The 13,732-nt window shown below is 57.3% G+C and carries 10 protein-coding genes, 1 rRNA gene and 1 pseudogene; 3 read left to right on the forward strand and 9 right to left on the reverse strand.

Features of this window, described 5'->3' with window-relative positions; translation table 11 throughout:
• Window positions 1-2: 2 nt before the first annotated feature.
• Complete coding sequence (folA, locus tag UN63_RS13540; RefSeq protein ID WP_181068249.1) at window positions 3-485, forward strand: type 3 dihydrofolate reductase; 483 nt, start codon at window positions 3-5, stop codon at window positions 483-485.
• Window positions 486-543: 58 nt separating this feature from the next.
• Here the strand turns inward: folA and UN63_RS13545 are convergent, their stop codons facing one another.
• The 6 genes from UN63_RS13545 to lptD are packed head-to-tail and all read right to left on the reverse strand — an operon-like array spanning window position 544 to window position 7,246.
• Window positions 544-1,359, reverse strand: a complete 816-nt coding sequence (locus tag UN63_RS13545) for a symmetrical bis(5'-nucleosyl)-tetraphosphatase (RefSeq protein ID WP_104487430.1) — start codon at window positions 1,357-1,359, stop codon at window positions 544-546.
• Window positions 1,359-1,733, reverse strand: coding sequence for a Co2+/Mg2+ efflux protein ApaG (apaG, locus tag UN63_RS13550; RefSeq protein ID WP_104487433.1), 375 nt, complete (start codon window positions 1,731-1,733; stop codon window positions 1,359-1,361). The genes UN63_RS13545 and apaG overlap by 1 nt, the downstream gene beginning before the upstream one ends.
• A 2-nt stretch (window positions 1,734-1,735) precedes the next feature.
• Window positions 1,736-2,542, reverse strand: coding sequence for a 16S rRNA (adenine(1518)-N(6)/adenine(1519)-N(6))-dimethyltransferase RsmA (rsmA, locus tag UN63_RS13555; RefSeq protein WP_104487435.1), 807 nt, complete (start codon window positions 2,540-2,542; stop codon window positions 1,736-1,738).
• On the reverse strand, window positions 2,535-3,524 hold the full coding sequence (pdxA, locus tag UN63_RS13560; RefSeq protein WP_104487438.1) for a 4-hydroxythreonine-4-phosphate dehydrogenase PdxA: 990 nt from the start codon (window positions 3,522-3,524) through the stop codon (window positions 2,535-2,537). The genes rsmA and pdxA overlap by 8 nt, the downstream gene beginning before the upstream one ends.
• Window positions 3,521-4,837 (reverse strand): peptidylprolyl isomerase SurA, encoded by a 1,317-nt coding sequence (gene surA / locus UN63_RS13565; protein ID WP_104487440.1) that lies wholly within the window; start codon window positions 4,835-4,837, stop codon window positions 3,521-3,523. Before surA ends, pdxA begins: the two co-directional genes overlap by 4 nt.
• A 24-nt stretch (window positions 4,838-4,861) precedes the next feature.
• Complete coding sequence (gene lptD, locus UN63_RS13570; protein WP_104487442.1) at window positions 4,862-7,246, reverse strand: LPS assembly protein LptD; 2,385 nt, start codon at window positions 7,244-7,246, stop codon at window positions 4,862-4,864.
• Between the two features lie 252 nt (window positions 7,247-7,498).
• Between lptD and djlA the strand changes: the two are divergent.
• Window positions 7,499-8,301: pseudogene (gene djlA / locus UN63_RS13575) on the forward strand (co-chaperone DjlA).
• An 83-nt stretch (window positions 8,302-8,384) separates the two neighbouring features.
• On the opposite strand, the gene UN63_RS13580 reads toward djlA, so the two are convergent.
• From UN63_RS13580 to rapA, 3 genes are all read right to left on the reverse strand, one after another.
• Window positions 8,385-9,335: a D-2-hydroxyacid dehydrogenase gene (locus tag UN63_RS13580; RefSeq protein WP_104487446.1), complete on the reverse strand. Its 951-nt coding sequence runs from the start codon at window positions 9,333-9,335 to the stop codon at window positions 8,385-8,387.
• An 84-nt stretch (window positions 9,336-9,419) separates the two neighbouring features.
• Window positions 9,420-10,079 carry an RluA family pseudouridine synthase gene (locus tag UN63_RS13585; RefSeq protein ID WP_219821174.1) on the reverse strand — a complete coding sequence of 220 codons (660 nt, stop codon included), beginning with the start codon at window positions 10,077-10,079 and terminating at the stop codon, window positions 9,420-9,422.
• 18 nt (window positions 10,080-10,097) lie between these two features.
• On the reverse strand, window positions 10,098-12,971 hold the full coding sequence (rapA, locus tag UN63_RS13590) for an RNA polymerase-associated protein RapA (protein ID WP_104487450.1): 2,874 nt from the start codon (window positions 12,969-12,971) through the stop codon (window positions 10,098-10,100).
• 501 nt (window positions 12,972-13,472) lie between these two features.
• Between rapA and UN63_RS13595 the strand changes: the two genes are divergently transcribed.
• Window positions 13,473-13,732 (forward strand): 16S ribosomal RNA (locus UN63_RS13595); the annotation flags it as partial.

Consider the following 13,732-nt stretch of genomic DNA (forward strand, 5'->3'; position numbering starts at 1 on the left):
TCATGATAGTGTCGTTGATCGTGGCGATGACCCGGGAGCGGGTCATCGGTAAAGATAACCTTATGCCCTGGCATCTGCCGGCGGACTTGGCTTATTTCAAGCAAACGACACTGGGCAAGCCGGTGGTGATGGGGCGTAACACCTTCGACTCCATCGGTAAACCTCTGCCCGGACGGCGTAATGTCATCGTCAGTACTCGCCTGAGCGAGACGCCGGCGGGGACCGAACTGGTTTCCTCTCCGGCCGAAGCCCTGGCACTGCTGAAGGATGAAGCCGAGGTGATGATCATCGGTGGGGGCCAGCTATATGCGGCCTTTATGCCGCTGGCACATCGGCTGTACCTGACCCGTATTGAAGCCAGTCTGGAAGGGGATACGTATTTCCCTCTGGTTGAATCAGACTGGCAGCTGGTATCAGAGCAGCTACGCCCGGCAGACGAGCGCAATCGATACGATTGCCGATTCCAGATGCTGAAGCGAGTCTGAGTGTATAAAAAAGCCCGGCGATAAGCCGGGCTTTTTTACACCTCACACCTCAAGGGTCTCAGGCGTAAGCCGGGCAGGAAGTGGCGATACGATCTCCGCTTTCCCAGTGCAGCATTGTCAGACTTCCCCCCCAGACACAGCCGGTATCCAGTGCATGGATACCGGCTGTGTCGCATCTGCCTTCCAATGCGGCCCAATGACCGAAGATCAGCGGTGGATCCCGGTGTTCCTGGCGTAACTTGAACCAGGGTGCCAGTGACGATGGGGCATCGGCTAACGCGGCCTTGTGCTCGAAGTCGAGACGACCGTCCGGGTGGCACAGACGCATGCGGGTAAAGGCATTGATGGTATAGCGCAATTGCTCTATGTCAGACAGCGCCGGCTGCCAGTAATCCGGCTGGTTGCCATACATCTGCTGCAACCGCTCTTGATAGTGAACCGAGCCTAACTCGGCCTCAACCTGCCGCGCCGCATTGCGAGCTTGCTCCAGGCTCCACTGTGGTGGTATTCCGGCATGGCTCATGGCAAAGCCATGTTGCTCGTGCTCGGCCAGCAGCGGCCGATGGCGCAGCCAGTACAACAGATCGGCCCGGTCGGCCGCCTGCAATATCTCGTCGACCTTGTCGGCGGCCTTGGGCTTGCGGATGCCGTGGGCCACCGCCAACAGGTGCAGGTCGTGATTGCCCAGCACAGTAGTGGCGGCATCGCCGAGGGCGATGACCCGGCGCAGGCAGCCCAGGGAGTCCGGCCCGCGAGCGACCAGATCGCCGGTGAGCCAGAGCTGGTCACGTGAGGGATTGAAGGATACTTCGGCCAGCAGTTGATTCAGCTCTGTCAGGCAACCCTGCAGATCGCCAATCAGATAGGTGGCCATCAGTTGATCAGGTAGGGCTGGGCGAGACGAAAGGCGTCGATCGGCGCCTGAAACTCGCGACCGTCTTCCTGGGTCATGGTATAGCTGCCTTCCATGACGCCAACCGGGGTTTCCAGGCTGACGCCACTGGTGTAGGTGTATTCTTCTCCCGGCGCAATATTCGGTTGTTCACCCACCACGCCACTGCCTTCCACTTCAATCATCTTGCCGTTGGCATCGGTGATCATCCAGCGACGGCTGATCAGTTTGACTCTTTCATTACCCTTGTTGTGAATGGTAATGGTGTAGGCAAACACATAATGCTGCTCATCGGGATCAGAGCGGTCGGCCAGATAGCGGGGTTGTGTGGTGATATGAATTGCGCCGGGGGTCATGGTTATTCCTTGCGTTGGGCCAGGGCGTTGGCCAGGGTAACGTACTGCACCAGAGACAGCTGTTCGGGCCGGGCCGTAGGATCCAGGCCCAGCGCGGTGAGCTGATCGACGTTGAACAGATGACTCAGGCTGTTGCGAATGGTCTTGCGACGTTTGCCGAAGGCATCGGCGGCCACGCGGGACAAACAGCCAATATCCTGTGCCGGATAAGGCGGTATCTCGTAAGGCAACAGTTTGACCACGGCCGAGTCCACCTTGGGGGCGGGGCGGAAGGCGTCGGGCCCCACTTCCAGTACCGGTACCACCTGGCAATAATACTGGGCCATGACGCTCAGTCGACCATAGGCCTTGCTGCCGGGGCCGGCGGCCAGCCGGTTGACCACTTCTTTCTGCAGCATGAAATGCATGTCTTCCACATGCGCGGCAAATTCGAACAGGTGAAACATCAGCTGGGTGGAGATGTTATAGGGCAAGTTACCGAAGATTTTCAGTTTCTTGCCCGGCTCCAGCAGCTGAGTGAAGTCAAACTTCATGGCGTCGGCCTGATGGATGTTGAGCTTGTCCTTGAGAAAAGGATGCTCGGCCAGTCGGGCGGCCAGATCCCGGTCCAGCTCTACCACGTTGAGGCGCTTGATGCGGTCACAGACCGGGCCGGTGAGGGCGCCGAGACCGGGGCCGATTTCGACCATGGTAAAATCATCACTGGGATGAATGGCATCGACTATCTGATCAATGATGTAATCATCGTGCAGAAAATTCTGACCAAAACGTTTACGGGCCTTGTGACCCTGGTGCACCTTACTATTCATCGCGTTTTTCTATCATTTCAATGGCTTGATTAAGCGCGCACAGCATGCTGCCCGCATCGATTTTATTGGTTCCGGCCAGTTCCAGGGCGGTGCCATGATCCACGGAGGTGCGGATAAAGGGCAGCCCCAGGGTAATATTGACCGCCTGGCCGAAGCCGATATATTTCAGTACCGGTAACCCCTGATCATGGTACATAGCCAGGAAGGCATCCGCGTCCTGCATGTATTTTTGCTGGAATACGGTATCGGACGACAAGGGTCCCACCAGATCCATACCCTCGGCTCTGAGCTTGTCGAGGGTGGGAATGATGATATCCAGCTCTTCTCGTCCCAGATGGCCATCTTCGCCGGCATGGGGATTCAACCCGCAGACATAGATACGCGGGCTGGGCAGAGCGAACTTGGCCTTCAGCTCGGCGTGCAGAATACGAATGATTTTGCTGAGCCGGTCTTCGGTAATGGCCTTGGCCACATAGGCCAACGGAATGTGAGTGGTTACCTGAGCCACGCGCAGTCCCGGCGCGGCCAGCAACATCACCACATCCGGCACATTGGCCTGCTGGGCAAAAAATTCGGTATGACCGCTGAACGAGACCCCGGCCTTGTTGATAATGCCTTTATGCACGGGGCCGGTGACCACGGCGGCAAATTCGCCGTTCATGTTGCCGTCGGAGGCGCGCTTCAGGGTTTCCAGTACATAGAGACCGTTGGCTTCGTCGAGCACGCCGGGCGTCGCCGGCCTGGCCAGCTTAACCGGTGCTATGGTCAGGGTGCCCGCCCGTTGGGGTTGAGGTGGCAGTTCGGGCCGGTAGGGTTGCAGGGTCAGTTGTTTGCCCAGGGCATCCGCCCGACTCTGGATCAGATCCGGATCGGCGATTACCACCAGCTCTGCTGGCCAGTCTTGCGCGGCCAGGGCCAGCATCAGCTCGGGGCCGATACCGGCGGGCTCACCGGGCGTTATAGCGATACGTTGACAAATCACAGTTCACCGTTCGATAAATTAGTGTCGACAATACGGATATAGGCTTCATCCCTCAGCTCGTCCAGCCAGGTCTGCACTTCTTCGGTAAAGCGACGGTTGAAAATCAGCTGATAAGCTCTTTGCTCGGCGGCCTGCTCGGTGGCATCCATCACACGCTTGTCCTCCAGCTGCACCAGGTGCCAGCCGTGCTCAGAACGGAAGGGCTCACTGAGCTTACCCACGTCGAGTTGGTTGACGGTGTCACGAAAGCTGCTGACATACATTTCCGGAGACGCCCAGCCCAGGTCACCGCCATTGATGGCCGAGCCCGGATCTTCGGAAAATTGCTCCGCCAGCTGAGCCATGCTGGTCTCGCCTGCGCGAATGGAGCGGGCAAAGCCGGCCAGTCGGGACTGGGCTTTCTCTTCACTCATGATGATGGAGGGCTTGAGCAGAATATGACGGGCTCGGACTTCTACCGCCTGTACGGTTTTGGCCGTGCTGCCCTGGGTATCAAAAACAGTGAGAATATGCAGGCCAGCACCGGAGCGTATAGGGCCGATGATATCACCCTTGCGGTGATTCTTCACGGCTTCGCTGAACAGGGAGGGCATTTCGTTGATGCCGAGCATGCCCCAGTCACCGCCTTCCAACGCCTTGGGACCGGCGCTGTGGGCAATGGCGAGCTTGCGGAAATCGGCACCCTGTTTCAGTTGCTTGAGCAGTTTTTCCGCCTGGCGGCTTGCCTGACGCAGCTGTTCGGTGTCGGGGTTGGTGGGTAGCGGCAACAGTATATTACCGACCCGGTAGCGGGTCTGATTCTGGCCCTGCTCCTTGATCATCTGCACTACCTGTTTCACTTCCTGATCGGAAATGTTGATGCGGCGGCGCACCTGATTACGCGCCAGCTCGCTCAGCAGAATTTCGTTACGCACCTGTTCGCGAAACTGGGCGTAAGTGAGGCCTTCGGCCTTGATGCCGGCGCGTAATTGCTCTGGCGTCTTGCCTTCGCTGCGAGCGATGTTGGTGATGGCTTGCTCCAGCTGGGTATCGGTGATGCGTAATCCGAGACGTTCGGCCAGTTGCCGCTGCAGGCTTTCGAGTACCAGTCTGTCCAGCGCCTGCCGACGCAGTGGCTGCTCATCCGGCAGCGGTTGCCCGGCGGCGGCGGCACTTTGTTTGACCTGATTGACCAGGCCTGCAAGCTGGCTTTCCAGCACGACATCCTGATTGACGACGGCAACGACTTTATCCAGCAACTCTGCCGCCAGGCTGGTGGCCGATATCAGGCCCAGACCAGCGGCAATCAGCAGTTGTTTACATCTATTATTCATGACAAATCCTGTGCGCAATGAAAATCAGTTATTGAGATTAAAGGGGCGGTAATATGGCAACAAGCTGGTGCCGGGTGAAAATTCGCCGCTACCGGTACCGAACGAGCTGAACCCTTTCAGTTCGAATCGCAGTCCTATCAGTGTTTCCTGCTGTATGTCGGTCGGGTTGAGCAGCGAGTCTTCTTTTTGCGATTGCTCCCACACCAGGCTGACGGCCCAGCAGCAGGAGTCGTAACGCAGACCTATCAGACTATCGATATTGCGCTTGAGTTCAATATCCCGGTAATGACCGCCAATCAGCCGCCATTGCGGGTCCACCGGCCAGGAGAAGGTGCCGCCCAGCTGATTGAGATCATTGCCCAGGCTGGCATCCGGAAAATAGGTCTGGTTCAGGTGGCGAAACCCGAGCTGGCCCAGTTTGCCCTCGTTGTTGTATTCCAGGGTGATATTGCCGGCGGCGAGCCTGTGGTTGCGGGTATCCTGCTGGGCTTCGGTATGCACAAACCAGTTGCCGTCCACATTGAGGTCGCCCTCGAAGGTCAGGAAAGAGCGTTTGAAGTCGCTGGGCTCATCACTGGGAAACAGCCGTACCCGCGGCGAGGTGAAGTTATAGGTCTGGGCCAGCGCCAGGCGTAACCGTTCGACGCTATCAGCGTCATAGATGCGGCTGGTGAAGCCGGCGGTCAGCTGATTGGCGTCGCTGATCCGGTCCAGGCCGGCAAAGCGGCGGTCGCTGAACAGGCTGTAGTAGTCCTGGCGCATATCGGTGGTGTCGTACAGGCCGATATTGTCCTGCTCCTTGAAGGGAACGTACAGATACTGCAGCTGCGGCTCAAGAGTCTGGGTAAAGTCCTGCTCGAACCATTGGGTATCCCTGTCGAACACCAGGGTGCCGTTGAGTCGCAGGCGCGGCAGCAGACGGTCGACGCTGGAGTCCAGGCTGTCGGCGGTGAAACCCAGCCCTTCATCAGTTTGATTGCCATAGTAGGGAGAGAGGGTATTGGGGATATCCTGCTCGTAGTGGGTGTAGTAGGCGCCCACATCGGCGGTGAGTTTTGCCCCCGGCTGATTGACGACGGAATACACCAGCTTGGGCTCCGCATGAAAACGGGTCGCCTGGTACACATTCTTGTCGTCGTTGTTGAACTGGGTCAGCTCTGAGTCCATCGCCAGATCGAAATCCCCAAAGCCGCGGTAACTGGTCAGCGCCAGGCTGGGCGCCAGCTGAAAAGGCTGGGTGTCCAGCTGGGTGTCCAGATTGGGTCTGAGGATCTGATAATCCCGCACTTCGGTGGTCAGCTGCCAGTGCCGGTCATAATAACCGCCACTGAATGACTGCATCAGCTGGTTGTCGACCAGTAGACCGACCGGTGGTGAGAAATCGTCGATATAGTCAAGATCCCAGCCGGCGACCTTGGTGTAGTCGACGTTACCGCGCCAGTGACCATCGGTGTCGAAGCGGGCGTTATGGCGCCAGTTAAACAGCCAGCGTGCCTCATCCTGCCATTGGGTATCGAGCAGTTTATCGTCGCTCGAAAGATATTCGCCATAAAGGGTACCGCTTTGCCCTTCTACCGGCAGATAGCGGAATTCGAGCTGGCTCATGGTGCCGCGTTTTTCCATGTAACGGGGCGTCAGGGTGGCGTCGTAGTTGGGGGCGATATTCCAGTAGTAGGGCAGCCTGATGTCAGTGCCGTTCTCGCTGCCCAGATCGAAGGTGGGATAGAGCAGGCCGCTTTGCCGTTCGTCCTTGACCGGAAACTTGATGTAGGGAAAGTAGAATACCGGCGTTTCGCCCAGCCAGAGCACCGCATTCCAGGCCTCGCCGAATACTTCATCCTGTTCGACCTTTACCGAGCTGGCTTTTAGCTGCCAGACTTCTTCGCCTGGCGGGCAGGTGGTGTAACTGGCGCCCTTAAATTCGACCTGGTTGGTGTTATTGCTCAGCTGTACCCGTGTCGCCTGGCCTCGGCCCGGTTCATCATGAAACTGGTAACGGGCGTCATCCAACTCGGTATCTCTGGTGGTGAGGTTACCCGTCAGCCGATGGTCGCTGTCTACGCTGATGACGCCGTCGGTGAAATGAATATTGCCCTCGGCCAGCACATCGCGGCTAAGTTGCTCCAGCTCGACGTAATCGGCACTGAATCGGCGTTGATCCTGCTCTACCTGTACATCGCCACGATACAGGATCTTGCCGTCACGAGTGGCTTCCAGCACATCGGCGGTGACGGTAATGGGCGCGTTGGGATTCCCCTGAGAGGTGTCCACCCGCAGCGGAACATGGCTGAAACAGCGGCTGAAGTTAAGAGGGGGGCTGGGCTCTTCTGCGGTGATCACAGCCGTTGTCTGAGCCTGGGTCAGGCCCGAGATAAGCAGCAGGGGAAAGCCGATAATCCGTATTCTCATGGGTTGATGCTCGCATTCCTGGTGTGGCGACACCGCCCTCGGAGGCTGGTTGAGCTTTTGGTGTCATTACTTTATGGTAACGGGCTATGATAAAGCATTCTTGCGGCCAGCACTATGGCCCTGCTTTAGCGTCATTTTTCATCCAGGATCCCGTTCATGAGGTTAGTTGTTCCCCATTGGTCCCCGCTCCCTGTGTGCCTTGGTGCTGCCTTTCGGCAAGGTGTTCAGATGAATGCCCCGGAGGCACAATAAATGTTGGCACATATCAAAGGTAAATTGATCGGTTTTTGTTCGGGCTGCTTATCGGTAATCTTCCGGGCGCCTTGCTGGGATTATGGCTTGGGCATCTGGTCGACAAAAAGCTGGCCAATGCCTGGTTGTTCAACAAGGGCGCCCAGGCCGAGTTTCTCTATACCACCTTTGCCACCATGGGCCATGTGGCCAAGTCCAGTGGTCAGGTGTCGAGCGAAGAAATTCGTCTGGCAGAACAGCTGATGACCCAGATGCGGTTACAGGGCGAACTACGGGTTCAGGCCCAGAACGCTTTTCGCGAGGGTAAAAGCGCCGATTTTCCGTTAACCGAGACCCTGCGCCGTTTTCGGGCGCGAGTCAAAGACAGCCGTAATCTGCTGCGTTTCTTTATGGAAGTGCAGTTGCAGCTGGCTTTCGCCGATGGCGACTTGCATCCGGCGGAACGTCGCTTGTTGCTGACCATTGCCGTCGAGCTGGGTTTTTCCGAAGCCGAACTGGAACAACTGCTGACCTTTGCCGAAGCCCAGTTGCATGGTTTTCGACAGGGGCAGGGTCATGGCGCCGGTGGGCACACGCAACCGCCGGCAGAGCGATTACGTGACGCCTATCGCATTCTCGAAGTGGAAGAAGAGGCCGACGACAGCACGGTCAAACGCGCCTATCGTCGGCAGATGTCCAAGCATCATCCGGACAAACTGGCGGCCCAAGGCCTGCCCAAGGAGATGATGGACATGGCCAAGGAAAAGGCCCAGGACATCCAGCAAGCCTGGGAAACCATCAAGGTGGTGCGCAAAATCCGCTGAAAGACCGTGAATAGGGAATAGGGAATAGGGATTAGGGATTAGGGATTAGGGAGCAGGGACTCACAAATTCCCAATCCCCGGTTTTAAACCAGCCGGTGTTGTGGCTGGCCGGCGACGAAGGCCTCTATGTTGTCGATCAACTGATCCGCCAGTCGTTGCATGGCGTTTCGGCTGGCCCAGGCAATATGCGGCGTCAGTATGAAGTTGGGATACTGCAGCGCCTGCATCAGGGGGTTATCCGGTGCCGGCGGTTCCTGAGTTACCACATCGAAACCGGCACCGCCGATACGGTTTTGCTCCAGAGCCGCCAGCAGTGCGGCTTCGTCCACCAGGCCGCCACGGCCCACGTTGACAAGCAAGGCGTCGCTCTTCATCAGTTTAAGCTCCCGTTCCCCAATCAGGTGCCGAGTCTCTGCGTTAAGCGGACAATGCAGGCTGATGACATCGGCATCATTCAGCAGTTGTTCGAAGCCGACACGGCCTTCGCTGACGGGGTGCCCCTTGCGGGCCGCGACAATCACCTTCATCCCCAGCGCCGTCGCCAGTTTTTCCAGCTCCCGGGCTATGGTGCCATAGCCTATCAGCCCCAGGGTCTGACCGGCCAGATCCCGCACCGGATAATCGAAATAACAGAACTGGCCGCTTTGCTGCCAGCGTCCGGCGACAATGGAGGCACGATAGGCGTTGAGGCTGCGATTCAGCGCCAGGATCAGGGCCAGCGCATGTTCCGGCACCGAGTTCTTCGAGTAGTCACGAATATTGCAGACCGCAATACCGGCCTGACGACAGGCTTCCAGATCGACGTTATCGCTGCCGGTGGCGGCAATCACCACCAGTTTTAGGCGGGGCAGGCGGGACAGGATGTCGGCGCCGAGCCGCACCTTGTTGACGATGGCGATATCGGTATCCTGCAGGCGTTCCAGCACCTGATGGGGGGCGGTTTCTTCATGTTCTTCCCAGCGATGGGGAAAGGAGGGCGCGCGTAGTTCAATCTCCGGCGCCAGGGTTTTTCGGTCCAGAAATACCAGTTTCATCGCATTATTCCTTTAAATAATCCGGGGCGGCCTGCAGGATGGCAGTCAGGCTGAATCCTGCCTGCCACCCTGTGTTCATGCTCCTTATTCGATATCGAAGGGGGCGGGGGCGGTGAAGCTCAGCCACTCCTTGCTTCTGGGATGACGAAACTCCAGCTCGGCGGCATGCAGCTGTAAATGCGGTGCCATCTCCAGGGCTTCTCCCTCTGCATAGAGGTTATCTCCCAAAATAACATGGCCCAGGCTTTTCATGTGCACCCGCAACTGATGTGACCGTCCGGTGATCGGCGTCAGCTTGATCAGGCTGCGGTCTTCCAGCCGGCGCAGGCAGCGCCAGTGGGTTAGCGCTGCTTTGCCGTTCTCATGATCAACCATGTGCCGTGGCCGATTGGGCCAGTCACAGCACAGGGGCAGATCGATGCTGCCCGCGCTTTGTCTGGGATTACCGTACACCCAGGCGTAATAGCATTTTGCCGTTTCACGCTCACGAAACTGGCGGCTCAGCTCCCGGTGTGCCTTGGGGTGCAATGCCATCACTATCACCCCCGAGGTTGCCATATCCAGCCGGTGTACCACCTGAACGGTGGGATAAACTCGCGCTACCCGGTAAGACAGGCTGTCGTGATGAACAGGATCTCGGCCGGGTACGCTGAGCAGGCCACTGGGCTTGTTCAGCACGATCAGGCTGTCGTCCTGATACAGCACTTCAAACTGGGGATCTGTCGGTGGATCGTAACGCAGCAAAACCATGGTGGTATTTCCTTATTGGTGGCTGACTACGATATACCGAATCGCGTCCAGTTTTAAGCGTGTATGACTCAGCAGGCTGTCGAGCTCGTCCTGCAGCTCCTGCACATGGGTAATTTCACTGGCACGCACGTTGGGATTGACCTTGGCCAGTTGCTGCAGGCGCTGCAACTCCTGTCCGATAGACTTCTGCATCCGAGAGCGAGCCTGCTCCACCAAAATTTGCATCTGTTCTTCCGCAACCGGCTGCGCCTGTTGCAGTAGCTGATGGATGATGGTCTGAGATGCGTTCACCAGCTTGCTGGCCAGGTGGCGGTTGACCGGACTGAGCTGACGGTCGAATGACTCGAAGCTGACCTTGTCCGCCAGATCGTTGCCATTCTTGTCGAGTAGCAGGCGGATGGGGGCGGGCGGCAGAAAGCGATACAGCTGGGCATGATGGGCTGACTCGGCCACGAAAATCAGCTCCAGGAACTGGGTGCCGACCGGCAGCGCCTTGTTCTTGAGAATAGCCACAGAAGTGGTGCCGATTTCCGACCCCAGCACCAGATCGATACCGCCACGGATCATCGGGTGATCCCAGGTCAGCAGATGCAAGTCGTCACGGCTCAGGGCGGTATCACGGTCGAAGGTGATGCTGGCGCCGTCTTCCGGCAGACCGGGAAAGCTTGGGATCAACATCTGCTCGGTGGGGCGCAGCACGATGGCGTTTTCACCGCGATCGTCCTGATGTACACCGACTTCATCAAACAGTTTGATGGCGAAGATGGGCAGGGTCGGGTCTTCGTCGATCTCGGTCAGCTCTGCGGCCAGATCCCGGTCGAGAATGACGCCGCTGGAGTTCAGTTCCAGCAGTCGATCCCGGCCCAGTTCCATTTGGCTGTTGAGTTCCTGGGTGAGGGTTCGGGTATCGGCAATCAACTGTTCCAGCGCCGATTCGTCCTGGCCGTGATCGGCCAGCAGCGCCAGCAGTCGCTCACCGACTTGCTGATAGACCGGCTGGCCGACTGCATTGGGCTTGCTGAAAGCATCCATCCCCTGGTGATACCACAGGGTCAGGGCCTGCTGGGCGGTGCCTTCGAGATAAGGCACATGAATATCGATATTGTGCTGCTGGCCTATACGGTCGAGGCGACCGATACGCTGTTCCAGCAGATCCGGATTGAGCGGCAAGTCGAACAGCACCAGCTGATGAGCAAACTGGAAATTTCGGCCTTCCGAACCGATTTCCGAGCAAATCATCACCTGGGCGCCGCCTTCCTGCTGAGCAAAGTAGGCGGCGGCCTTGTCGCGTTCCAGCAATGACATGCCTTCATGAAAGACGGTGCCGCGAATGCCTTCCTTGACCCGGAGCACTTCTTCCAATGCCAGGGCGACACCGGCCTTGGCGGTGATGATCAGAATCTTGTCGTTGCGCTTGGCTTTGGTGTATTCCAGCAGCCATTCCACCCGGCTGTCGAACTGGGTCCAGGCACTGTCGCCACCTTCAAACTGGCGATAAATTTCTTCCGGATACAGGGCCTGCAACGCCTGACTGGCGTCATCCTGCCGTCTGCCCATCATGCCCGCCACGCGGATGGCGGTTTTATACTGGCTGGGCAGAGGCAAGGGGTGCAGCTGCAGCTGACGGGCGGGAAAGCCCTTGATGGCCTGGCGAGTATTACGGAACAGCAAACGGCCGGTGCCGTGACGGTCGAGCAACTGGGCCAGCAACTGCTGGCGGGCAGCAGGATCGGTCAGGCAGCTGTCATCCTGTCCATCCATAAAGGGAGCCAGACGGTTTTTTGCTGTTTCATCCAGCGGAGCGTCGGAGAGCAGGGCTTCCGCTGCCGCGGCCAGCGGCTGGTATTCTTCTTCTTCGGCCAGAAAGGCGTTGTAATCATAGAAGCGCTCGGGATCGAGCAGGCGCAGACGGGCAAAATGACTCTCGTGCCCTTGTTGATCCGGCGTGGCGGTCAGCAGCAAGACGCCGGCAGTATCTTCGGCCAGCGCTTCTACTACTTCATAAGCCCGGCTGGGTTGCTCGGCGTCCCAAATCAAGTGATGCGCTTCATCTACCACCAGCAAGTCCCAGTCACTTTCATGCAACTGCTCGAAACGCTTGCGCTTCTTGGTGATGAAATCGAGACTGCAAAGCACCAGCTGTTCGGTATCGAAGGGATTGGCGGCATCGGCAAAAGCTTCGACGCAGCGTTCTTCATCGAACAGGGCAAAGTACAGGTTAAAGCGGCGCATCATTTCGATCAGCCACTGATGGATCAGAGCGTCAGGCACCAGGATCAGAATGCGGCTGGCGCGGCCCGACAGCCATTGCTGTTGGATGATCATGCCGGCTTCGATGGTCTTGCCGAGACCGACTTCATCCGCCAGCAAGACACGGGGAGCATAACGACTACCCACTTCCTTGGCGATATGCAGCTGATGCGGGATCAGGCTGACCTTACCGCTGGCCAGGCCGCGTAACGGCGAACGACGCTGGTTGAACTGGTGCATCAGCGCCTGATAGCGCAGGTTGTAGCGACCGATTTTGTCGATCTGGCCGGCAAACAGCCGTTCCTGGGGTTTGTTCAGCTTGATAAAATGGTTGAGAAAGGTTTCCCTCAGGCTGGCAGGCTCGCCGGTATCCAGGCGAGTGCCGTGGTAGGTTAACAAACCGTTTTGTTCTGTGACGGAAGCGACTTCAAGCTCCCAGTCTTCATGGCTGCTGATGCTATCACCGGGATTGAACATCACCCGGGTAATAGGTGCATCGTCCTTGGCATACATGCGGTTTTCACCACAGGCAGGAAAAAGCATGGTCACCATACGCACATCGATAGCGACGATGGCGCCCAGTCCAAGATCGGTTTCTGTATCACTAATCCAACGTTGGCCGAGGGAAAAAGGCATTCAATTCTCCAAGCTGAAGAGGGGGGAATAAAAAGGGGCGCTATCTTACCCCAAGCCCACAGAGGGCGCATCCGTCAAAGCGGCTCTGATGAGCCAGGCCATAAGAATAGAAGCGAGAAAGGCATCTATATAGGCAGAAAAGCGGTAAAAGAAAGCGGATTGTTCAATACGTGAGCGAACGATTTTTTTTATCAAAAAAGCCCTTGCGCAAAATCAGCCGCTCCCTATAATGCGCATCCACTGACACGGGGCAACACGCCAACGGTCACAAGGGTTTGAAACGAACAAAACAAAGTTTGATTCAACGCTTGACGAACAATACGGAATGCGTAGAATACGCATCCCTGACCTGAACAAGGTCACGCTCTTTAACAATTTATCAAGCAAACTGTGTGGGCACTCGCAGGTAGTTGGGAAGCAAATAGTTTTTGTTTTTCAATGTCTTGTCGGAGTGCAACTAGAAATAGCTAAACTTCAGTAATTCATTGAGCATCAAGTCTTTAATTGAAGAGTTTGATCATGGCTCAGATTGAACGCTGGCGGCAGGCCTAACACATGCAAGTCGAGCGGTAACACAAGGGAGCTTGCTCCTGAGGTGACGAGCGGCGGACGGGTGAGTAAGGCTTGGGTATCTGCCCAGTCGTGGGGGATAACCATTGGAAACGATGGCTAATACCGCATACGCCCTACGGGGGAAAGGAGGGGATCTTCGGACCTTTCGCGATTGGATGAGCCCAAGTGAGATTAGCTAGTTGGTGAGG

Source organism: Oceanisphaera arctica, from assembly GCF_002936955.1.
Taxonomy (GTDB): domain Bacteria; phylum Pseudomonadota; class Gammaproteobacteria; order Enterobacterales; family Aeromonadaceae; genus Oceanimonas; species Oceanimonas arctica.

Bases quoted from the DNA above. Each gene is read 5' to 3' on its own strand.
- folA (WP_181068249.1), top strand. From the start codon at position 3: ATGATAGTGTCGTTGATCGTGGCGATGACCCGGGAGCGGGTCATCGGT.
- UN63_RS13545 (WP_104487430.1), bottom strand. From the start codon at position 1,359: ATGGCCACCTATCTGATTGGCGATCTGCAGGGTTGCCTGACAGAGCTG.
- apaG (WP_104487433.1), bottom strand. From the start codon at position 1,733: ATGACCCCCGGCGCAATTCATATCACCACACAACCCCGCTATCTGGCC.
- rsmA (WP_104487435.1), bottom strand. From the start codon at position 2,542: ATGAATAGTAAGGTGCACCAGGGTCACAAGGCCCGTAAACGTTTTGGT.
- surA (WP_104487440.1), bottom strand. From the start codon at position 4,837: ATGAATAATAGATGTAAACAACTGCTGATTGCCGCTGGTCTGGGCCTG.
- lptD (WP_104487442.1), bottom strand. From the start codon at position 7,246: ATGAGAATACGGATTATCGGCTTTCCCCTGCTGCTTATCTCGGGCCTG.
- UN63_RS13580 (WP_104487446.1), bottom strand. From the start codon at position 9,335: ATGAAACTGGTATTTCTGGACCGAAAAACCCTGGCGCCGGAGATTGAA.
- rapA (WP_104487450.1), bottom strand. From the start codon at position 12,971: ATGCCTTTTTCCCTCGGCCAACGTTGGATTAGTGATACAGAAACCGAT.